This is a genomic window from Luteimonas sp. A611 (assembly GCF_054072715.1).
The window spans coordinates 795,461-817,839 of sequence record NZ_JBSVRP010000001.1 but is presented as its reverse complement, the minus strand read 5'-3'; the positions used below and the strand labels follow the sequence as shown (position 1 = coordinate 817,839).

The 22,379-nt window shown below is 67.8% G+C and carries 16 protein-coding genes and 1 riboswitch; of the genes, 10 read left to right on the top strand and 6 right to left on the bottom strand.

What is annotated here, in order from left to right:
• Positions 1-104: 104 nt before the first annotated feature.
• Entirely contained in the window at positions 105-1,487 is a 1,383-nt protein-coding gene (locus ACW5EG_RS03555) for an L-serine ammonia-lyase (protein ID WP_457020867.1), read from the top strand.
• 9 nt (positions 1,488-1,496) lie between these two features.
• Here the strand turns inward: ACW5EG_RS03555 and ACW5EG_RS03550 are convergent, their stop codons facing one another.
• The 3 genes from ACW5EG_RS03550 to metX are packed head-to-tail and all read right to left on the bottom strand — an operon-like array spanning position 1,497 to position 4,845.
• Positions 1,497-2,573 (bottom strand): homoserine dehydrogenase, encoded by a 1,077-nt coding sequence (locus ACW5EG_RS03550; RefSeq protein ID WP_457020866.1) that lies wholly within the window; start codon positions 2,571-2,573, stop codon positions 1,497-1,499.
• A complete protein-coding gene (locus tag ACW5EG_RS03545) occupies positions 2,570-3,805 on the bottom strand; it encodes an O-succinylhomoserine (thiol)-lyase (protein ID WP_457020865.1) in 1,236 nt (411 codons plus the stop codon). The genes ACW5EG_RS03550 and ACW5EG_RS03545 overlap by 4 nt, the downstream gene beginning before the upstream one ends.
• Entirely contained in the window at positions 3,802-4,845 is a 1,044-nt protein-coding gene (gene metX, locus ACW5EG_RS03540; RefSeq protein ID WP_457020864.1) for a homoserine O-succinyltransferase MetX, read from the bottom strand. The genes ACW5EG_RS03545 and metX overlap by 4 nt, the downstream gene beginning before the upstream one ends.
• 99 nt (positions 4,846-4,944) lie before the next feature.
• Positions 4,945-5,072, bottom strand: a riboswitch (SAM riboswitch).
• Positions 5,073-5,167: 95 nt separating this feature from the next.
• Between metX and ACW5EG_RS03535 the strand changes: the two genes are divergently transcribed.
• The 5 genes from ACW5EG_RS03535 (at position 5,168) to ACW5EG_RS03515 (ending at position 11,653) form a co-directional block, all read left to right on the top strand.
• Positions 5,168-6,262 (top strand): phytase, encoded by a 1,095-nt coding sequence (locus ACW5EG_RS03535; protein ID WP_457017385.1) that lies wholly within the window; start codon positions 5,168-5,170, stop codon positions 6,260-6,262.
• Positions 6,259-7,170, top strand: coding sequence for a M23 family metallopeptidase (locus tag ACW5EG_RS03530; protein ID WP_457020863.1), 912 nt, complete (start codon positions 6,259-6,261; stop codon positions 7,168-7,170). Before ACW5EG_RS03535 ends, ACW5EG_RS03530 begins: the two co-directional genes overlap by 4 nt.
• 96 nt (positions 7,171-7,266) lie before the next feature.
• On the top strand, positions 7,267-8,868 hold the full coding sequence (locus ACW5EG_RS03525; RefSeq protein ID WP_457020862.1) for a peptide chain release factor 3: 1,602 nt from the start codon (positions 7,267-7,269) through the stop codon (positions 8,866-8,868).
• A gap of 120 nt (positions 8,869-8,988) precedes the next feature.
• The gene (gene trhA, locus ACW5EG_RS03520) at positions 8,989-9,621 is read left to right on the top strand and encodes a PAQR family membrane homeostasis protein TrhA (protein WP_457018391.1); all 633 of its coding nucleotides are present in this window, start codon (positions 8,989-8,991) and stop codon (positions 9,619-9,621) included.
• Between the two features lie 76 nt (positions 9,622-9,697).
• Positions 9,698-11,653, top strand: coding sequence for an AsmA family protein (locus ACW5EG_RS03515; protein ID WP_457020861.1), 1,956 nt, complete (start codon positions 9,698-9,700; stop codon positions 11,651-11,653).
• 62 nt (positions 11,654-11,715) lie between these two features.
• On the opposite strand, the gene ACW5EG_RS03510 is transcribed toward ACW5EG_RS03515, so the two are convergent.
• From ACW5EG_RS03510 to mtgA, 3 genes are read right to left on the bottom strand one after another with little or no spacing between them, the layout of a single operon-like run.
• Entirely contained in the window at positions 11,716-12,144 is a 429-nt protein-coding gene (locus tag ACW5EG_RS03510) for a CBS domain-containing protein (RefSeq protein WP_457017381.1), read from the bottom strand.
• Complete coding sequence (locus ACW5EG_RS03505) at positions 12,104-13,132, bottom strand: glycosyltransferase family 2 protein (RefSeq protein WP_457017380.1); 1,029 nt, start codon at positions 13,130-13,132, stop codon at positions 12,104-12,106. Before ACW5EG_RS03505 ends, ACW5EG_RS03510 begins: the two co-directional genes overlap by 41 nt.
• A gap of 38 nt (positions 13,133-13,170) precedes the next feature.
• Entirely contained in the window at positions 13,171-13,932 is a 762-nt protein-coding gene (gene mtgA, locus ACW5EG_RS03500) for a monofunctional biosynthetic peptidoglycan transglycosylase (RefSeq protein WP_457020860.1), read from the bottom strand.
• Positions 13,933-14,014: 82 nt separating this feature from the next.
• On the opposite strand from mtgA, the gene hslO reads away from it, so the two are divergent.
• From hslO to ACW5EG_RS03480, 4 genes are all read left to right on the top strand, one after another.
• Positions 14,015-14,923 carry an Hsp33 family molecular chaperone HslO gene (hslO, locus tag ACW5EG_RS03495; RefSeq protein WP_457020859.1) on the top strand — a complete coding sequence of 303 codons (909 nt, stop codon included), beginning with the start codon at positions 14,015-14,017 and terminating at the stop codon, positions 14,921-14,923.
• A gap of 143 nt (positions 14,924-15,066) precedes the next feature.
• Positions 15,067-15,885, top strand: coding sequence for an XOO1806 family protein (locus ACW5EG_RS03490; protein WP_457018389.1), 819 nt, complete (start codon positions 15,067-15,069; stop codon positions 15,883-15,885).
• A 229-nt stretch (positions 15,886-16,114) separates the two neighbouring features.
• Entirely contained in the window at positions 16,115-19,009 is a 2,895-nt protein-coding gene (locus tag ACW5EG_RS03485; RefSeq protein WP_457017378.1) for a TonB-dependent receptor plug domain-containing protein, read from the top strand.
• A gap of 229 nt (positions 19,010-19,238) precedes the next feature.
• A complete protein-coding gene (locus ACW5EG_RS03480) occupies positions 19,239-22,163 on the top strand; it encodes a TonB-dependent receptor domain-containing protein (RefSeq protein WP_457017377.1) in 2,925 nt (974 codons plus the stop codon).
• Positions 22,164-22,379: the final 216 nt, after the last annotated feature.

Below are 22,379 nucleotides of genomic sequence, written 5' to 3'. Positions count from 1 at the left end.
CCGGACGGGAAACGCAGCGTAGCGGCTGCCGCAGCGCGACGCACCGTACCGCCTGTGTTACGGACGCAACCAATACAATGGCTGCGCAGAATCAGGAATACGCCATGTCCGTCAGCACCTTCGACCTCTACAAGATCGGCATCGGACCGAGTTCATCGCACACGGTGGGCCCGATGCGGGCGGCGGCGCGCTTCGTCGAGCGCTGGCTGGTGGAACCGGGGCGCCTGCACGAAGTGGCGCAGGTACGCGCCGAGGTGTTCGGCTCGCTGGCACTGACCGGCCGCGGCCACGGCACCGACAAGGCCTTGTTGATGGGCCTGGAAGGACAGCTGCCCAACCTGATCGATCCGGACATCATCCCCGGCGCACTGGCGCGCATCCGCGGGGAGAAGCGCATCGTCCTGGGCGGCCTGCACCCGGTCGCGTTCGACGAAAAGCGCGACCTGGTCATGAACAAGCGCCAGAAGCTGCCGCACCACACCAACGGCATGCGCTTCACCGCCTTCGACGCGGCTGGGGAGGTACTGGCCACGCGCGATTACTACTCGGTCGGCGGCGGCTTCGTGGTCAACCAGGACGAGGCGGCCAAGGACCGCATCGTCGCTGACACAACGCCGCTGCCGTATCCCTTCCACAGCGGCGATGAACTGCTGGCGCAGGCGCAACTGCATGGTCTCACCATCGCCCAGCTGATGCTGGAGAACGAGAAGAGCTGGCGCAGCGAGGCCGAGATTGCCGACGGCCTGCGCGAACTGTGGACGGCGATGCAGGCCTGCGTGGCGCGCGGCATGCGCGAGGAAGGCACCCTGCCCGGCGGCCTGCACGTGCCGCGCCGGGCGCCAGCGATGTACAAGGAACAGCTCGCACGCCCGGAAGCGGCGATGCGCGATCCGCTGACCGTGCTCGACTGGGTCAACCTCTACGCGCTCGCGGTCAACGAGGAAAACGCCGCCGGCGGTCGTGTGGTCACCGCGCCGACCAATGGCGCCGCCGGGATCATCCCGGCGGTCCTGCACTACTACGACCGCTTCTGCCCCAGCGCCAGCGAACAGGGCGTGTTCGACTTCATGCTCACCGCCGCGGCGGTGGGCATCCTCTACAAGGAAAACGCCAGCATCTCTGGCGCCGAAGTCGGCTGCCAAGGCGAAGTGGGCGTGGCCTGCTCGATGGCCGCCGCCGGCCTCACCGCCGCGCTGGGCGGCACGCCCGGGCAGGTCGAGAACGCGGCCGAGATCGGCATGGAGCACAACCTCGGCCTGACCTGCGACCCGATCGGCGGGCTGGTGCAGATTCCCTGCATCGAGCGCAACGCGATGGGTTCGGTCAAGGCGATCAACGCAAGCCGCATGGCCCTGCGCGGCGACGGCAAGCACAAGGTGAGCCTGGACAAGGTGATCCGCACCATGCGCCAGACCGGCCGCGACATGCAGGACAAGTACAAGGAAACCAGCCGCGGCGGGCTGGCGGTGAACATCATCGAGTGTTGAGCTCCACCCTCAGGCGTTCGCAATCCGCAGCACGTCGTCCAGCAGCGCCGCCGCCGTCACCTTCGCGCCTGCGCCCGGCCCCTGGATCACCAGCGGCTGTTCGCTGTAGCGGTCGCTGAAGATCGCGGCACGGTTGTCGGTGCCGTTGCCGATGGCCAGGGGATGCGACAGCGGCAGCGCACGCAGCCCAACGCTGGCGCCGCGCTCGGCGTCGAAGCGGCCGACGAAGCACAGCCGCGCATCGTTCCGGTAGGCGTTGAGGAAGCGTTCGCGCAGCGGCGCGTCGAGTGCGGACAGCTGCACGTCGACCGCATCGGCAGCGACGTCGCGCAGCGCGTCGGGCACCAGCGACGACACCCGGATCTCGCGCGCCTCCAGCGGCAGGCCCGCCGCGCGCGCCAGGATCAGCAGCTTGCGGCGCACGTCCTCGCCCGACAGGTCCTGGCGCGGGTCCGGTTCGGTGTAGCCGGCATCGCGCGCCTCGCGGACCAGGTCCGAGAACGGACGCGTGTCGTCGTAACGCGACAGCAGCCAGGCCAGCGAACCCGAAAGCACGCCCTCCACGGCATGGATGCGGTCGCCGCCCGCGACCAGTTCGCGAAGCAGCCGCAGCAGCGGCAAGCCTGCACCCACCGTGGCCGAATCCCCGTAGCGGGCGCCTTCGCGCTGCGCATCGACGATCGCCTGCGCGCGTGCCAGGTCGCCGCCGTTGCCAAGCTTGTTGGCGGTGACGACGTGGATTCCGCGCAGCAGCCATTCCGGATGCCAGCCGGCGACGGTGTCGCTGGCGGTGGCGTCGATGACGATGTCACCGCGCACCAGCGACTCGCCCTCGGCCCATGGCGGCACCGCAACCGTGGCCCGCGGCGCGGACCGCGCCTGCGCGATGGCCTCGTCCAGCGAATCGCCGGCCTTGACCTGCACGCGCGAGTTGCTCAGCCAGGCGAACGCCGGCAGCGCGATGCCGCGTTCGACCAGCTGGCGATAGCGCGCAACCACGGCGCTGCCGACCACGCCGGTGCCCAGCAGCGCAACGCGGCCACTGCGCGCGGGCGCGGCGGGACGGATCGGTGTCACTGTACTCATGCGTCCACCTGCTGCAGGCCCGCGTCGCAAACGGCTGCGGCGGCGCCAAGCGCACGCTCGAGCGCTGCGGCCAGGTCCGCCTGCAGGTCCTCGCAGGCCTCGATGCCGACCGACAGCCGCAGCAGTCCGTCGGGAATCCCGGCAGCCGCGCGCGCCTCGGCCGTCATCGCCGCATGCGTCATCGAGGCCGGGTGCGCCACCAGGCTTTCCACGCCGCCCAGCGATTCGGCCAGGGTGAAGTGCTGCAGGCCGTCGACGAAGGCGCGCACTGCGTCGACGCCGCCCTCGAGCTCCAGCGACAGCATCGCGCCGAAGCCGCTCTGCTGGCGCGAGGCCAGCGCGTGCCCCGGGTGCGACGCCAGGCCCGGAAAGTGCACCCTGGCCACCGCCGGGTGCGCTTCCAGCTGCTGTGCGATGGCTTGCGCGTTCTCCTGGTGCACGCGCAGGCGCGCGTCCAGGGTGCGCAGGCCGCGCAAGGTGAGAAAGCTGTCGAACGGCGAGCCGGTGATGCCCAGCGCGTTCGCCCACCAGGCGAACTGCTCGTGCAGCTCGCGCGTGCTGGCCACGACCGCCCCGCCGACCACGTCGCTGTGGCCGTTGATGTACTTGGTGGTCGAATGCAGCACCACGTCGGCGCCAAACGCGATCGGCGTCTGCAGCGCTGGCGACAGGAAGGTGTTGTCGACCACGGTGAGCGCGCCGACGCGATGCGCGGCCTCGATCACGAAGCGCAGGTCGGTGACGCGCAGCAGCGGGTTGGACGGCGTCTCGATCAGCACCAGCTTCGGCGACTGCGCCAGCGCCGCGGCCAGCGAACGCGGGTCGGTGAGGTCGGCGGTGATCAGTTCGAAATGGCCCTTGTTTGCCAGCGCGTTGAACAGGCGCCAGCTGCCGCCGTAGGCATCGTGCGGCACCACCAGTTTGTCGCCGGGGGAGAGCAGCGCGTTGAGCACCAGGGTGATCGCGCCCATGCCGGTCGCGGTGACCACGCCACCGGCGCCGCCCTCGAGCTCTGCCAGCGCCTCGCCGAGCAGGTCGCGGGTCGGGTTGCCGCTGCGGGTGTAGTCGTACTCGCGCTTGTTGCCGAAGCCGTCGAAGCTGAAGTTGCTCGACAGCACGATCGGCGGCGTCACCGCGCCGTAGGCGGTGTCGCGGTCGATGCCCGCGCGCACCGCGCTGGTGGCGGGGCGACAGGCCCCGTGGCTGGCAACGGGCGTGGAACTGGCGGTCATGCGGGTTCTCCAGGGTTGCGCAGCGCGCCGGCGAGGATGCCGTCGATGCGGTCGGTTTCCTTCAGGAATGCGTCGTGGCCGTAAGCCGAGCGCAGCACGCGCAGCTGGCCGTTGGTGCCGAGTCCTTCCACCAGCGCCACCGAGTCCGACAACGGCACCAGGCGGTCGCCCTCGACCGCGACCACCAGCGTCGGCACGCGCACCTGCGCGGGGTCGATGCGGTGCAGGTCGATCGATTCGGACAGGCGCAGCCAGGCGTTGACCGGCGTGCGCGAGACGAAGCGCGCGCCAGCGGCGTCGAGGTAGTCCTCGGCGGCCACGCGCACGCGCCCGTTGATCACTTCCGGCGGCGCATCGAAGCGCTCTTCGAACTCTTCCGGCGTGCGGTAGCTGAGCATCGCGAACTGTCGCGCCAGCGACAGCCCCTGCACGTCGGCGCACTGCAGCTGGCCGAGCGCGACCGCCTTGCGCTGCAGCGCGCGCCAGGCAGCGGCGTAGGGATGTGCACGATGCGCGCCGCTCACGGCGACCAGGGTCGCGACGCGGGCCGGATGGCGGATCGCGAACTGCAGCCCGACCAGGGCGCCGTAGGAATAGCCCACGAAACCACGCAGCGCATCGATGCCCAGCGCATCGAGCAGCGCGGCCACGGCATCGGCCTGGTCAGCGGTGTCGAGCGGCGCATCGATGCGGCCATCGGCGCCGAGGTAATCGAAACCCAGGATGCGCCAGCGCGCGGGATCCAGCGTGCGTCCGGGCCCGACCAGGTCGTTCGCCCAGCCGGCCTCGGGGAATTCCGCGTTTGCCGCGATGTGGCGGTGGGCGGAAATGCCGCCGGCCACCAGCACCACCGGCGCACCGGCCGGACCGGCGATCTCCCAGGCGACGCGGACCTGGCGCGATCCCGCATGGCGCAACGGCAGCGCCAGCTCCAGCACGCCGCGACGCGGCCCCGCCGGATCGGCAACGGGCGCGCGCGTATCCACCGTCGCCGCGACGGGCGACGGACAGGGGCTGGCGGTGGCGTGGACAAGACCCATGGCGCAATCCGTTGGAAAGGACGCCCAACGAGGCTTGCAGGGATCGGAAGATTGCCGGCAGGACCGGCCAGATGCGCATCCACCGCGAGCGGTGCTGCACAACCATCTTCCGGTAGACACTCAGGTCCCCGCAGGACTTGGCACCGCGACAGAGTCGACCTTGCGGTCGTCTCCATCAGGTTGCCCCGGCTTCTTCGGGCCTGTCCCTCAGCCGGTCTCGATGGATGTCGCGCAGGTTGCCAGCGCCCGGCCGGCTTGTCAATCGCTTCATGCAGATGAAGCGATACGATGTTTGGCGACCGCTTGCGGCGATAATCCGCCGATGCGCCTTGCCCTTCCCTTCATGGCGGCCCTGCTGCTGGCCGCCTGCGCGACTCCGCACGCCCCGGTGATGCCGGCCGGTCCTTCCGCTGCGCCGCCCGCGGATGTCGCCACCGTGCCCGAGCGCTACATCACGCTCGACAATCCCGACGACGAGCTCGACTCGCTGGCCACCTGGCCGACCGAGGACGGTGGCACCTGGCTGATCGCCACGGCCAAGAACACCCACGAGCTGGTGGTCTTCGACGCGGACAGCGGCGAGCAGCTGCGCAGCGTCGGCCACCGCGGCACCGCCGACGGCGCGTTCCTGCGCCCCAACGGCGTGTTCGTGCACGGCGACATGCTGTTCGTCTCCGAGCGCGACAACCGTCGCGTGCAGATGCTCTCGCTGCCGGAATTCCGCCCGCTGGGCAGCTTCGGCGAAGGCCAGCTGCGCAGCCCCTACGGTCTGTGGGCGTATGAAACCAAACCGGGCGAGCTGCATGTCTACGTGACCGACAGCTTCATGGAGGGCGCCGATTTCAAGACCGTGCCGCCGCTGCCGCAGCTCGCCCAGCGCGTCCGCCGCTTCCGCGTCGGCTTCGATGGCGGTGGGCGGCCGGTACCCGAATACATCGACTCTTTCGGCGACACCGGCCAGGACAGCGCGCTGCGCATGGTCGAGTCGCTGCTGGGGGACCCGGCGCACGGGCGCCTGCTGGTCGCGGACGAGGACACGCGCACCGGCACCGCCCTGCGCGAGTACACGCTCGACGGCCGCTTCACCGGCGGCGGCGTGCGCCCGGGCGCTTTCCAGGCCGAGCCCGAGGGCATTGCGCTGTGGGCCTGTACCGCCGACACCGGCTACTGGATCGTTTCCGACCAGCTGCGTCCGTTGACCGTGTTCCGCGTGTTCGACCGGGCCAGCCTGGCCCCGCGCGGCGCCTTCAGCGGGCAGGTCACCGCCTGGACCGACGGCGTCGCCCTGCATGCCGCGCCGACCGCGCGCTTCCCGGCCGGCGTCCTGTTCGCGGTCCACAGCGATCGCGCGGTCGCCGCCTTCGACCTGCGCGATGTCGCCCGCGCACTTGGCCTGGACCCGGCCTGCGCGCAATGAACCGGCGCCTGCTGACGGCCGGCATCGCGGCGCTCGCGCTGGCCGCCACGACCACGCAGGCCTCGACGGTCTACCGCTGGACCGACGCACAGGGCCGCGCCCACTACGCCGACCGCGTGGACGAGGCCGCCCCGGCCCACGGCGTGGAGCGCATCGCCGCCCAGGCCGAGGCCGCGGCGGTTGCGCGCCTGCGGGTGGAGCCGGCCGATGGCGGCGCCTTGGCCTGGGTCGACAATCTGCTGGCCGGGCCGATCGAGGTGATGCTGCATGCCGATGGCGGGGCCGCCTTCACCAGCGATCCCGCGCTGCCCGCGCGCGGCACGGTGCAGCCGCATTCGGCCGCGCTGCTGGCGCGCATCGGCCATGGCAACCCGCGGCTGCGTGTAATCGCCGTGCCGGGTTCTCCCAACGCTCGGCCGCGCGATGTCGAGTACGCCTGGCCGCTGCCCTCCGCGCCCTTGCGCATCCAACAGGCCTGGGGCGGCGGCTTCAGCCATGACGACGCGGAAAACCGCCACGCCGTGGATTTCGCCGCGCCGGTGGGCACGCCCGTGGTGGCCGCACGCGACGGCGTGGTGATGCAGGCCGAGGCCGGCTTTGACGAGGCCGCACCCGGCGAGGACGAGGCCACCCTGCTGGCGCGCGCCAACTTCATCCGCGTGCTGCACGACGACGGCACGATGGCGCTGTACGCCCACCTGCAGGCCGGGGGCGTGCTGGTCCGCGTCGGCCAGCTCGTGCGCCGCGGGCAGGCCATCGGCCGCTCCGGCAACACCGGCCACAGCACCGCCCCGCACCTGCACTTCGTGGTCCAGGCCAACCGCGGCATGCGCTTGGCTTCGGTGCCGTTCCGGATGTTCGGGCCGGAGGGCATCCTGCGTTTCGGCGAGGCCTCCGCCGCGGAGTGAGCGCGCCGAGGCGGCGATTGGCCACCCCCGCCCACCGGACCCCGTATAATTTCCGGCTTTCCGCACACTCCCGGCGCCACCGCGGCGGGTATCGCCATGCCCGACGTTTCCAAAGAAGCCGCGCGCCGGCGCACCTTCGCCATCATCTCGCACCCCGACGCGGGCAAGACCACGCTGACCGAAAAGCTGCTGCTGTTCGGCGGCGCGATCCAGATGGCTGGCTCTGTCAAATCGCGCAAGACCTCGCGCCATGCGACTTCCGACTGGATGGCGCTCGAGAAGGAGCGCGGCATCTCGGTCACGTCCTCGGTGATGCAGTTCCCCTACGAGGGCCGCATCATCAACCTGCTCGACACCCCCGGCCACGCCGACTTCGGCGAGGACACCTACCGGGTACTCACCGCGGTCGACAGCGCCCTGATGGTGATCGACGTGGCCAAGGGCGTGGAGGAGCGCACGATCAAGCTGATGGAGGTGTGCCGCATGCGCGACACGCCGATCATGACCTTCATCAACAAGCTCGACCGCGAGGGCAAGGACCCGATCGACCTGCTGGACGAGGTCGAATCGGTGCTCGGCATCCAGTGCGCACCGGTGACCTGGCCGATCGGCATGGGCCAGCGCCTGAAGGGCGTGGTGCACCTGCTCACCGGCGAAGTGCACCTGTACGAACAGGGCCGCAACTTCACCCGCCAGGATTCGACCATCTTCCCCGCGCTCGATGCGCCCGAGCTGGCCGGCAGGATCGGGGAAGGCGTGCTGGCGCAGCTGCGCGAGGAACTGGAACTGGTGCAGGGTGCCAGCCATGCCTTCGACAAGCAGGCCTATCTGGAGGGCAAGCAGACGCCTGTGTTCTTCGGCTCGGGCGTCAACAACTTCGGCGTGCAGCCGCTGCTGGACTTCTTCGTCGAGCACGCCCCGTCGCCGCGTCCGCGCGCGACCACCGGGCGCGAGGTGGCGCCGCAGGAAGACAAGCTCACCGGCTTCGTGTTCAAGATCCAGGCCAACATGGACCCGCTGCACCGCGACCGCGTCGCCTTCATGCGCGTGTGCTCGGGCAGGTTCGTCGCAGGCATGAAAGCCTTCCATGTGCGCACCGGCAAGGAACACAAGCTGGCCAACGCCCTGACCTTCATGGCCAGCGACCGCGAAATCGCGGCGGAGGCCTGGCCCGGCGACGTCATCGGCATCCACAACCATGGCACGGTCTCGATCGGCGACACCTTCACCGAGGGCGAGTCGTTGAGCTTCACCGGCATCCCCAACTTCGCGCCGGAGCTGTTCCGCCGCGCGCGCCTGCGCGATCCGCTCAAGCTCAAGCAGCTGCAGAAAGGCCTGGCGCAGCTGTCGGAGGAAGGCGCCACGCAGTTCTTCCGCCCGCTGATGAGCAACGACCTGATCCTGGGCGCGGTCGGCGTGTTGCAGTTCGAAGTGGTCGCCTACCGGCTCAAGGACGAGTACGGCGTGGATGCGATCTTCGAGCAGGTGCAGGTCGCGACGGCGCGCTGGATCAAGTGCGACGACGAGCGCAAGCTCGAGGAGTTCCGCGACAAGCACGCGATGAACCTCTCGATCGACGCCGCCGGCGAACTGGTCTACCTCGCCCCGACCCGGGTCAACCTGCAGCTGGCCCAGGAGCGTTCGCCCGCGGTGCGCTTCATGGCCACGCGCGAGCATGCGCACGCAGTGGCGGACTGAGCTGCGCCGGCCGACAGGGCGCCTCCACCGGCAATGCGGTAACGTATCTGCGTGAGTACCCCCCATAGCGAATTCCGGGAAGCACGCCACGACGTGCGCGTTCGCCGGCGCGCCGCGCGCCTGGCGCGTATTCGCGACGAGATCGCCAGCGCCCTGACCCACGGCTTCGGTGCGGCCGCGGCACTGGCCGGCGGCGCAGTGCTGATCACGCTGGCCGCCATCCATGGCGATGGCTGGCAGCTCGGCGCTGCGATCGTGTTCGGCGTGAGCCTGCTGCTGCTCTACGTGGCGTCCACGCTCTACCACTCGACCCGGCACCCGGTCGCCAAAGGCAGGCTCAAGGTCTTCGACCACTGCGCGATCTATCTGCTGATCGCCGGCACCTACACCCCGTTCACCCTGATCGGGTTGCGCGGCCCCTGGGGCTGGGGCCTGTTCGCGACGATCTGGACCCTTGCCCTGGCCGGCGTGGTGTTCAAGCTGTTCTACACCGGCCGCTTCAAAAAGCTGTCCACCCTGATCTATGTCGCGATGGGCTGGCTGGTGCTGGTCGCGATCAAGCCGGTGATGGCCAACCTCGACGGCTGGACCTTCGGCTGGCTGATCGCCGGCGGCGTGTTCTACACGCTCGGCACGTTCTTCTACCACCGCGAAAAGATTCCCTACGCGCACGCGATCTGGCACCTGTTCTGCATCGCCGGCAGCGTCTGCCATTACGTGGCGGTGCTGGCGCAGGTTGTGCCACAGGCCTGAATACGCCGGCTTCGCGAAGCTGAACATTTGAACCACTTTCGCGCCGGTGTGACGCGACACGCGCAAGTCTTGGCGCATGCCGAGCACCCCTGAACACGCCAACTCGCCCACTGCGCCCCGCCGTCGCCGGCCTTCACGACGCACGCTCGCCGTCGTCGGCGTCGTAGCCGCGGCGATCGTGCTGCTGGTGCTGGTGTGGGACTGGAACTGGTTCAAGGGGCCGGTCGAGCGCCTGGTGGAAGCGCGCACCGGCCGCGAGTTCGACATCGCCGGCGACCTCGACGTCGACCTTGGCCGCGTCACCACCGTCACTGCCGACGGCCTGAGGCTGGGCAACGCCGAATGGTCGGAACACGCGGACATGGCCACGGCCGATCGCCTCGCACTGCAGTTCGAGTTCTGGCCGCTCCTGGTCGGCAAGGTGCGCCTGCCCGAGGTGCGCCTGGTGAAGCCGGACGTGCATCTGGAGACAGGCCCCGACGGCAGCCCAGGCAACTGGGATTTCGGCTTCGACGACGACGGGGGCGAGCCGCTGCAGCTGCGCCGGCTGTGGGTTGACGACGGTCACCTGCGCTTCGACGACGCGCGCAGCCGCACCGCCATCGATATCCAGCTGGCCAGCCGCGAGGGAGAAGACGGGTCCGCACCCTCCGTCGAGCTGGAGGGACAGGGCGAATGGAGCGGCAACGAGTTCAGCCTCGAGGGCACGGCCGAATCGCCGCTCGAGCTGCAGGACACCGAACGCCCATTCCGACTCGACCTTCGCGCGCGCGCCGGCGCGACCCGCGCGCACGCCCGCGGCAGCCTGATCGATCCCTTCCGCCTGCGTGATTTCGACCTGCAGTTCGCGCTGTCCGGGCGCAACCTCGCGCATCTGTATCCGCTGCTCGGCCTGGCCTTGCCCGACTCGCCTCCGTACTCCGTCGACGGCCGGCTCACCCGCGATGGCAACACCTGGCACTACGACGCGTTCACGGGCGAAGTGGGCCAGAGCGATCTGGGTGGATCGGTCGCGGTCACGACCGGCGGCGAACGCCTGTTCTTCAAGGCCGACCTGGTGTCCGACCGCCTCGACTTCGACGATCTCGCCGGCTTCGTCGGCGGCGCCCCGGATGCCGAGGGCGAAAAGCTCGATCCCCAACTGGCTGCACAGGCCGCGAAGCAGGCGGCGCAGGGAAAGGTGTTGCCTTCGCAGCCCTATGAACTGCACAAGCTGCGCTCGATGGACGCGGACGTGCGTCTGCACGCGCGCCGCATCAACTCGCCGAAGCTGCCTCTCGACGACATGGACGCGCACCTGCTGCTCGAGGCCGGCGTCGTGCGGCTCGATCCGCTCAACTTCGGCGTCGCCGGTGGCGACATCCGCGCCGACGTGCATATGGATGCAAGCCGCGACACGATCCATACCCGGGTCAAGGCAAACCTCCGGCAGGTGGAACTGTCGCAGCTGTTCCCGGATGTCGAACTGGCCAAGGACACGGTCGGGCGCCTGGCCGGAGACTTCAACCTGGCCGGCACCGGCAATTCGGTCGCGGCCATGCTGGCCACCGCCGATGGCGACGTCGCCGTGGGCATGGGCCGCGGCGAAATCAGCAACCTGCTGGTGGAGCTGGCCGGCATCGACATCTACGAATCGGTGAAATACCTGCTGGGCAAGGACCGCAAGGTGCCGGTGCGCTGCGCGTTCGCCGACTTCGGGGTCAAGCAGGGCGTGATGGATTCGCGCGCGCTGGCCTTCGATACCACCGATACGATCATCGTCGGCGAAGGCCAGATCGACCTGGGCGAAGAGACCCTGGACCTGGAACTGCGGCCGCGGCCCAAGGACCGCAGCATCCTCGCGCTCCGCTCACCGCTGCATGTCGGCGGGACCTTCGCCGATCCGTCCTTCCGGCCGGACATGGCACGCCTGGGCCTGCGCGGCGCGATCGCCTTGGCGCTGGGCAGCATCGCCCCGCCCGCGGCGCTGCTGGCCACGCTCGAACTGGGCCCCGGCGAGGACAGCGACTGCGGCGGCAAATACGCGAAGTGAGATTGCGGGGAAGTGAGGGCGCGGGCAGAAAACGTGCTTGGCCAACAACGACCCGGCGTGGGTCAGCCGGCGATGTAGCGCTGCAGCTGGTCCAGCTCGTGCTGCTGGTCCTCGATCACCGCCGCCACCAGGTCGCCGATCGAGATCATGCCCACGACCGCGCCGTTCTCGATCACCGGCAGGTGCCGGATCCGGTTGCGCGTGACCATCTGCATGCAGTCGGGCACGACGTGGTCCGGGCCCACGGTGATCAGCTGCGAAGTCATGATCCCGCTGACCGCCGTGTCCTTGGACGAGCGTCCCTCCAGCACGATCTTGCGCGCGTAATCGCGCTCGGACAGGATGCCGACCAGCCTGGACCCGTCCATCACCAGCACCGCGCCGATGCCCTTGGCCGCCATCAGGCGGATCGCGTCGATGACCGGGGCATCGGGGGCGACCGCGAACACCTCAGGCGTCTTGGCTTCCAGCAGTTGACGCACCGTGCGCATGGCGCTTCCCTCCCGATGGTTGCGATGCTCCCGAGCATACTCCCGTGGCCGCGGGATGCCAGTCGTCGAGCAGGTACAGCGGGCGCTGCTTGGATTCCTCGTACAGGCGCCCGAGGTATTCGCCGATCAGGCCCAGCGCCACCAGCTGCACGCCGCCCAGGAACAGGATCACCGACATCATCGTCGGCCAGCCGGCGACCGGGTCGCCGAGGAACACGGCCTTGGCCACGATCACGATCGCGTACACGAACGCCAGCAGCGCGACCGCCAGCCCCAGATAGGTCGCAAGCCGCAGCGGCGCGGTCGAGAAGCTGGTGATGCCCTCGAGCGCGAAGTTCCACAGTTTCCACAAGCTGAACTTGCTGTGCCCGGCCGCGCGCGGCTCGCGCCGGTACGGCAGCGCAATGCGGTTGTAGCCGATCCAGCCGAACAGCCCCTTCATGAAGCGGTGGCGCTCGCGCAACTGTCGCAACGCGGCAACGGCGCGCGGCGAAAGCAGGCGGAAATCGCCGGTGTCTGTCGGGATCGGCGTGTTCGACAGGCGCTGGATCACGCGGTAGAAAACGTGTGCGCTGGAACGCTTGAGCCAGCCCTCGCCGTCACGCTGCTCGCGCATGCCGTAGACATCGTCGTAGCCCTCGCGCCAGCGGGCCACGAACTGCGGGATCAGTTCGGGCGGATCCTGGCCGTCGGCATCGAGGATGATCGCGGCGCCTTCGACCACATGGTCGAGGCCGGCGGTCAGCGCCGCCTCCTTGCCGAAGTTGCGCGACAGGCGCAGCAGCCCCACGCGGCGGTCGCCGTTGGCCAGGCCGCGCATCACGTCCCAGGTGCCGTCGCGGCTGCCGTCGTCCACATACAGGATCCGGCCCTCGACCCGATCGGCCTCCAGCGCATCGAGCACGCGCGCCAGCCGCACGTGCAGCAGCGGCAGCGCTTCGGCTTCGTCTCGTGCCGCGACGACGACGGTCAGCAGGTCATGGTCCATTGCGCGCATCGTAGCGGAGACGGCGAGGGTCGACGTGCTCACTCCAGCGCCTCGACATAGGCGGCACCGCCGATCTGGCGCATGTTGCGTTCAATCGCCTGCGTGCGCCGCTGCACGTACGGGCCGGGACGGGACGCGCTGTAGCGTTTGGGACTCGGCAGCACCGCCGCCAGCCGGGCGCTCTGCGCGGTCGAGAGCGCGGACGCATCGCGACCGAAGAAGCTGCGCGCCGCCGCCTGCGCGCCGTAGACGCCGTCGCCGAACTCGGCGACGTTGGCGTAGACCTCGAGGATGCGACGCTTCGGCCAGAGCAGTTCGATCAGCATCGTGTACCAGGTCTCGACGCCCTTGCGCAGCCACCGCGACGGCGGGCTGCTGCCCTGCCACAGGAACAGGTTCTTGGCCAACTGCTGGCTGATGGTGCTGCCGCCGCGCAGGCGCCCGCCGCGCTCGTTGCGCTTGCGGGCCTGGTCGATCGCGTCCAGGTCGAAACCCGAATGCGTGGCGAAGTTCTGGTCTTCCGCGGCGATCAGCGCCACCGGCAACGACGGCGCCATCGCATCCAGGTCGCGCCAGTCGTGCGCGATGCGGAACGCGCCCTCCCCCTGCATCCAGGCTTCGGCCTGGCGGATGGCCATGAAGCTCGAGAACGGTGGATCCACGAACCGCAGCGTGGCCACCTGCAGCACCGTCAACAGCAGCAGCCACAGCGGCAGCATCAGCACCCGCCGCAGCCAGCGGCGCCGCGGCGGGACGGGCACCGGGCCGGGAGCGCGGTCTGCGGGCAAGGCTTGCGCCATCATCTGTTCGTCCCTATCTCGATGAAGGCGCGACGTCTGCGCCTCCTTTATTCGACCACGCCAGCCCGGCAAAGCGAACCCGATGACCGATATCGCACCTCCCGCCGACAACGACCGGCTGACCCGCTTCCTGCTCCCCGACGCGGGCGTACGCGGCGTGCACGTGCAGCTGCGCCAGGCCTGGCATCAAATCCGCAGCCGCGACGACTATCCTGCCGCCGCGGCCGAACTGCTCGGCGAGGCGGTCGCGGCCGCCGCCCTGTTCACCGGCCATGCCAAGGTGGAGGGGCGGCTGTCGGTGCAACTGCGCGGGCAGCATCGCCTGCGCACGCTGTTTGCCGAATGCTCCGCCAACGGCACCCTGCGCGGCATCGTGCAGCTGGCCGAAGGCGACCCGACGCCGGTTTCGCGCGACCTGCGCGAACTGGGTTCGGGCGCCATCCTCGCCATCACCATCGAAAACCCCGGCAGCCGCGGGCGCGACCCGGCCCGCTATCAGGGACTGGTGCCGCTGGAGTCCGACTCGCTGGGCGAGGCCTTCGAGGACTACTTCCGCCAGTCCGAACAGTTGCCCACGCGCCTGCTGCTGTCCGCCGACGCGGATCGCGCCGCCGGCCTGATGCTGCAGAAGCTCCCCGGCGACGAGGGCGACGCCGACGGCTGGACCCGCGCCGGCGCCCTGTTCGACACCCTGGCGCCGGGCGAGTTGCTCGACACCGCGACAGCCACCCTGCTCACCCGCCTGTTCCACGAGGAGCGCGTGGAATTGGTCGGAGGCCGGTCGCTGGCCTTCGGCTGTTCCTGTTCGCGCGAGCGCGTGGCCGGGATGCTCGGCTCGCTGGGTCCAGAGGAGGCCCGCGCTGCCGTTATCGATGGAGCAGCGCGGGTCCGCTGCGAATTCTGCGGCGAACGCTACGAGTTCACCGCCGAAGAGGTCGAGGGCCTGCTGGTTGCGCCTGAACCATTGGCGCCGGCCCCGGGCATTCAGTAGAGGTGCAGCAAGCCCGTGGCACGGGATTGTTAAATAAACATAAACCGGCTACGATCGTTTCCACGCTGAAAGGAACTCCCGCCACTCCGGCAGGTCGATTGAATTCCATGGCACCCCACCCCGCCCGAGTAATGACCGCCCTGCTGCTGGCCTTTGGCCTTGCGGCTGGCGCGCATGCGCAGGTGAAGCGGGACCAGACGGTGCTTCCGGTCGTCGACCACAGCAGCGGCAAGGTGCAGGCCTACCTGCTGCTCGAGCCGACCACCGAGGGTAATCGCACCGGTGCGCGCTGGCGCGCTGGCGGCAGCTCGCTCGACGCCACCTTCGGACTTGAAGCGGGCAACTCGCTGGCACTGCTGTGCAACCAGCGCAGCGGCGTGTTCAGCGCGGTCGGCAGCCTGGTCGACAACTGCCAGCTGGCGTCGCTGGGCGAGGCCGACGGCAACCGGCACGCCAGCGCCACAGCCGCCTTCCACCGTCCCGGCGGCGGTTTCGGTGTCAGCGTCGGCCAAGGCAACGAGCGCCTGCCGGCCTGGCTCAGCCGCGCCGGATCGGCGCAGGACAACCCGCAGCTCGACCTCAACGACCTCACCGTCTTCGCCCAGAAGAACATCGGCGACGCCGCGTACGTGACCATCGCCGGCACCGTGGCCAAGGCCACGCTGATTCCGTTCTCCGAGGCCCCGGCCGACATCAGCGACCGCTGGAGCAGCAAGAGTGTCTCGGTCGGCGGCGGCTATGGCGCCTTCAGCGCCAACGTCATCGGTCGCGTCATCGAAACCCCCGGCCAGCCCCGGTTCGAGGGCCTCGGCCTTGGCGTGACATGGCGCACGCCATGGAGCGGCCAGCTCACCGTCGGCGCCGAAAACGTCGTCACCCGCGGCCGCAACCCGTTCTCACCAAGCGGTGAGACGAACGACGAGGGCGCCGTGCCCTACGTGCGGTACGAGCAGGATCTCTGACCCTGCGGAAGGGGCTTTTTTGCTCCTCGCCGAACCCTGTCTCTTCTGGTTCCGGCCGGATGGCGGTGCCCGCCATCACAAAGTCCGACTGATTTGTTAACGACACTTTAATTTTTGGCGAAGGCCGGCTAGTATCGGCCGCAACCTTGCTGGCTTTGGCGCCTATGTTGGCTCCGGCGGGGAGGTTCCCGTGCGATACACACGAAGACACAGTTGGAGAGAGAATCAAATGACCCTGAAAACCAACAAGCTCCGCGACGCGATTGGTCTCGCGCTAGTCGCAGGCGCTGCCACGATCACCGGCACCGGCGTTGCGTTCGCGCAAGAGGCAGAAGCCCCCAGCGAAAGCACCACCACCCTGGACCGAATCGAAGTGACGGGTTCGCGCATCCGCCAGGCGTCCGTTGAAACGTCCCAGCCGGTTGTGGTGCTGAGCCGCGAAAACATCGAACACATGGGCGTCACCAGCGTCGCGGACATCCTCCAGAACCTGACTTCGGCCGGTTCGCCTGCAATCTCCCGCGGCGACGTGCTGGCTTCGGGCGAGAACGTCGGTGGCTACTACATCGACCTCCGTAACCTTGGCGCTTCCCGCACCCTGATCCTGGTCAACGGCAAGCGCCTGGGCGCCAACACCACCGGCCTGCAGGATCTGGGCCAGATTCCGGCTTCGGCAATCGAGCGCGTCGAGGTGCTGAAGGACGGCGCTTCGTCCATCTATGGTTCCGATGCGATCGCCGGCGTGGTGAACGTCATTACCCGTCGCCGCTTCGAGGGCGCTGAACTCAACGCCTACTTCGGCCAGCTCAACGAAGGCAACGGCACCAACCAGACCGTCGATTTCACGATCGGCACTGCTGGCGAGCGCGGTGGCGTGACGATGAGCGTCGAGTACGGCAAGGAAGACCCGATCTGGGCGCGCGATTTGTGGTACTCCGCCTCCGGCAACCTTGGTCCGGACTTCCCGGGCGCCGGCTTCAGCCCGGTCAGCCAGAACGGCTCGTTCTGCGATCCGTGCAGCCCTGCCGCTGCCGCCCGCTGGTGGACCCTGACCCCGGGTCAGGATCCGACCGACCGTGCCAGCTACGAGCTGCACACCGCGGATTTCAACGCGAACAGCAACCAGCAGATGATGGCGCGCACCGGCATCGAGCGCCGCTCGGTGTTCGTGGCCGCCGACTATGACGTCACGGACAACGTCCGCTTCGTCAGCGACGCCCTGTACAACAACCGCACCACCACCCAGACGGTTGCGGGTTATCCGTTCCAGAGCCTTGCGTTCGGAATCCCCCTGTCGGGCGACAGTGCATTCAACCCGACCCCGGGCACCGACCTCACCATCCGCCGTCGTCTGTGGGAAGTGCCGCGCACCACCGAAAGCGAACTGTCGACGTACCGCCTGACCGCGGCGTTCGAGGGCTTCTTCGAACTGGGCAGCACCACGTGGGACTGGGACGTGGGTGGCACGTGGAACCGCAATGACATGCTGAAGACCGGCCGCGGCGACGCGAGCCTGGTGGCAATGGAAGGCGCGATGGGCCCGTCCTTCGTCAATGGCCTTGGCGTCGCGCAATGCGGCACCGCTGCCGACCCGATCGCGCTGGGCACCAATCTCGGTGCGGGCGAGTGCACGCCGGTGAACCCTCTGCTGCCGTACGGCGTGGCCGGTAGCGGCTCGCTGTCCAATGCGGACGTCCAGGCCTTCCTGTTCCCGTTCTACCATGACCGCGGCCTGACCGAGTCGACCACCTACTTCGCCAACATCTCGGGCACGGTGGTCGAACTGCCCGCCGGCGACCTGGGCGTCGCAGTCGGCTACGAGCACCGCAACGAGCAGGGCCGCTTCGTTCCGGACGCCTTCAACCAGGCGGGCCTGAGCACCGGTCTTCCGGCGACCACGACGGCGGGTGGCTACAAGCTCGACGAGGTCTATGTGGAACTCGCTGTGCCGCTGCTGCGTGAAGTCCCGTTCGCACATGAGCTGTCGCTCAGCCTCGCCAGCCGCTACTCGGACTACAGCACCTTCGGCGACACCATCAACAACAAGTTCGGCCTGGTGTGGCGTCCGATCGAGGAACTGCTGGTCCGTGCGACCTTCGCTGAAGGCTTCCGCGCTCCGAGCGTCGACAACCTCTACGGCGGCGTTGGCGGCAGCTTCGAGTCTTACATCGATCCCTGCGGCTCGACGGGTGCGGGCAACGTTGCCGGCGGCGCCACGTGCTCCGCGTCGGGCGTCCCGGCTGACTACGTGCAGCTGGGCCAGGGCCTGATTCCGTGCACAAGCTTCCCGTGCCAGACTCCTGACCAGTTCCTGTCCGGTTCCAACCCGAACCTGACGCCGGAAACGGCGGAATCCAGGACCGCTGGCATCGTGTACAGCCCGCAGTGGGTCGCGGGGCTGGACATCAGCCTGGACTGGTACAGGGTCGAGATCGAGAACCTGATCGCCACCGACAGCGTCACGGATATCCTGCAGGACTGCTATCTGCGTGGGATCTCCGAGCGTTGCACCCTGTTTACCCGCGATGCCAGCGACTTCCACATCAACTCGCTGAGCTTCGCGCTGACGAACAAGGGTCGCCTGGAAACGGAAGGCTATGACCTGGGTGTCCGTTACAAGTTGCCCGAGACCTCATTCGGCAACTTCGACTTCGACTGGCAGGTGTCCTACATCTCCGAGTACAACATCTGGTCGAACAACAACCCCGAAACCGTCGCCCAGCCGTCGGTCTCGTTCGCCGGCACCTTCCGTACGCGCTCGAACTTGGGCGTGAACTGGCAGCACGGTGATCTCGGCGCCACGTGGACGGCCCGCTACTACTCGTCCATGAAGGAAGGCTGCGTCGTCACGGACGATTTCGACGCCGAATACTGCAACATTCCGGACTACGCTGCTCCGGACGTGCCGGACGGTTACCCGCTCCGCAAGGTCGGTTCCAACACGTTCCACGACGTGCAGGTCCGCTACAACACGCCCTGGAACGGCACGGTGTCGGTCGGCGCGAACAACGTGACGGACCACAAGGGCCCGCTCATGTTCACGGCCCCGAACAACCAGTTCGCTTACTACGGCGGTTTCGACTTCGGCCGTACGGTGTACATGAAGTACCAGCAGCGCTTCTGATCTAGGTTGATCGGTCGCAGAAACACGGCCCCGCAAGGGGCCGTGTTTTTTTTGGGCCGTAGGAGCGGGACGCTTGCCCGCGGGTGCCCAATAACACTTGACGCACATATCTTTAACGGCGCTTTAATTGTCCGCCGCCCGCGGGTAGTATCGGCCTTGACTTTGCCGGTTTTGGCAGTTCAGTTGACTCCTCCGGTGAGGTTTCCCTAGAAGCTCACTGGAGAGAGAGATGAGATTGAAGCGAAACAAGCTGCGCGATGCGATCGCGCTGTCGCTCGCCATTAGTGCAGTCGCCGTTACCGGCTCCGGCTCGGCGCTGGCCCAGGAAGCAACGCAAGACCAGCCCACGGCCACCAGCCTGGACACGGTGACCGTCACGGGTACGCGAATCCAGAGTCAGACTTTCACCGCCTCCAGCCCGATCACGGAAATCAGCGCGGAGGAATTCACCCACTTCGGCGCCACTACGGTTGAGGATCTCGTCAACCAGTACCCCCAGATCGACCTGAGTTTCGACAACTTCGAGAACAACGGCTCCTACGGTCATGCGACCATTTCCATGCGCGGCCTGGGTCCCGAGCGCACGCTGACCCTGGTCAACGGCCGTCGCCTGCCGGCCAGCCGCAACGAGGTCACCGACCCCTCGATCGTCCCCGCTGCCATGATCAAGCGCGTGGACATCCTCTCCGGCGGCGCTTCGGCCGTTTACGGCGCCGACGCCGTGGCGGGCGTGGTCAACTTCGTGCTCGACGACAAGTTCGAGGGCGTCAGTCTCAATTTCGGCTATTCCGCCTACCAGCACGACAACGACAACGAGCAGATGCAGGGCCTCAACGAGGCTGCAGGCTTCCCCTACCCGACGGGCAATTCCGGCTTTGACGGCATCAGCCGCAGTGCCGACCTCGTGGTGGGTGGCAGCTTCGCCGAAAACAGGGGCCACGCGGTGGGTTGGTTGACCTGGCGCGAGAACGATGCCCTGTACCACGGCCAGCGCGACTACTCCACCTGCGCAGTGTGGTTCGACCTCGCACAGTGTGGTGGTTCCGGCACGGCCGACCCGGCCCGCTTCGCGGTCAATGAGTACGGTCCGTTTGTCGATCCCGATACCGGTGAGCCCCGAATCGGAGTGATTCCGTGGCCGCCAGGCACCGACGCCAATTACGTCTATAACGGTACTGGCTACGAGAACGGCTCGTATGTATACAACTACGCGCCGATCAACTTTTACCAGCGCCCCGACAAGCGCGTCACTGCCGGCTTCATGGGCAGCTACGAGATCAACGAGCACTTCGAGCCGTATATCGAGGCGATGTTCCTTGAGCGCAGCTCCGACATGCAGATCGCTGAATCCGGCGCCTTCGGCGTGCCGATCAACGTGGACTGCGGCAACCCGCTGATTGGCACCCTGTGCGCCGATGCAGGCGTCACCACCGATATCGCGCGCATCACCATGTACAAGCGCAACGTGGAGGGCGGCCCCCGCATCGCCACCAGCGATGACAGCACCCACCGCCTCACCGCGGGCGTGCGCGGCAGCCTGTTCGACTCGTCCTGGACCTACGATGTGTCGCTGCTTTCGGGCAAGACCAAGACCATCGACATCGGCAAGAACGACTTCCTGATCACCAGGATCTCCGCCGCTGCGCTGGGATGCAATGACCCCGTCTATGGCACTTTCCCGGGCTGTACGCCGTACGACATCTGGACTGACAACATCAGCCCGGAAGCCGCCAACGCGATGGCCGGCACCAGCTTCGGCATCTACAAGACGAGCTACCGCGCATTTGCTGCGGAAGCCAACGGCTACGTTGGCTGGGGCTTCCCGTCTGCGGACGGCGAGGAAATCGGTTTGGCGGTGGGCATGGAGCGCCGCGACTATTCCTATACCACCGAGTACGACGGCGATTCCGCCGCTGGCAACTTTGCCGGTGCCGGTGCCGCCAGCCTGCCGGTGGATGCGTCCAACACCGTGAACGACTTCTTCTTCGAAGCCGCTTTGCCGATCTACGTGGGTGAAGGTGCGTTCAACCGCCTCGATGCTTCGCTGGGCTATCGTTATTCGGACGACGAAACCTCGGGCAACTACGACACCTACAAGGTGGGCCTGAGCAGCATGCTCTGGGACAGCAAGCTGCTGGTACGTGCCGGTTACAACCGCGCCGTGCGTGCGCCTGGTCTGAATGACCTGTACTACTCGCAGCGCATCGCCCTGAACGCCGGCGGCACCGACCTTTGCGCCGGCCCGACGCCTGCGTACACGGCGGCACAATGCGCACTCACGGGTGTCCCGACTGCGGCCTATGGCAACGTGCCGAGCAACCCGGCCAATCAGTACAACATGATGACGGGCGGCAACCCCAGCCTCGCGCCGGAAGTGGCTGATACCTACACCGTCGGCTTTGCGGTCGAGCCTATCGAAGACCTCAACCTGTCCCTGGACTGGTACAACATCGAGATCGAGGGCGCGATTGGCGGCATTGGCTACAACACCATCCAGATCCTCTGCATGGAACAGAGCCTGTACTGCAACCGGATCAACCGCGACGCACGCGCGGGTGACCATGATCTTTGGATTGGTCTGGCGTCTGACCCCGCGACTGGCCACGTCAACAACCTGCCCGACAACATCGGCATCTACAAGCGTTCGGGTCTCGACCTGGCCGCGGACTATTCCTTCGCCGTTGGGCCGGGCCGTATCAGCACCAGCCTGGTGGGCAACTACGTCCTGGATGACTACACCCAGACGCTGGCCGCCGAATCGAGCACCGGCTTCGACTGCAAGGGACTGGTCAACGACACCTTCCTGTGCCAGACGCCGAAGTGGCGTCATGTCGCCTCGGCGCGGTATGCGTGGGATCGGTACGCGTTGGGTCTGCGTTGGCGCTTCATCAACAGCATGGACTACAACGACGTGGACGGCAGCCCGCTGACTGACGTCATCTGGATCGAGGGGGGCGTCCCGTCCTACAGCTACCTGGACCTCAACGGCAGCCTGAGCTTCGGCCAAGCCGTCGTGACCCTGGGCGTCAACAACGTGCTCGACAAGGAACCGCCGTTCGTGGGTGACAGCGGCCTTGCGGCCAATGCCAACGCCTTGGGCGGCTATGACCAGGTGGGCCGTTACGTGTTCGGCAGCATTTCCCTGAAGTTCTGATCGAAGCAGAAAGCGTTACAAGGCAAAAGAAAGGCGGCGGGCTCAGGCCCGCCGCCTTTTTGCTACCTGCATCCGAGGTTCGCACAATCATCCGGACTTCCACAGCCCTGCGGCGCGGGTCCAGATGTCAGCAGGCATCCTCCTGCAAATGCGGAGAGGTTTTAAAACAATTCAGCGCTCGGTGCGGCGCTGAATCGGTGCTCCAATCTGCTTGCC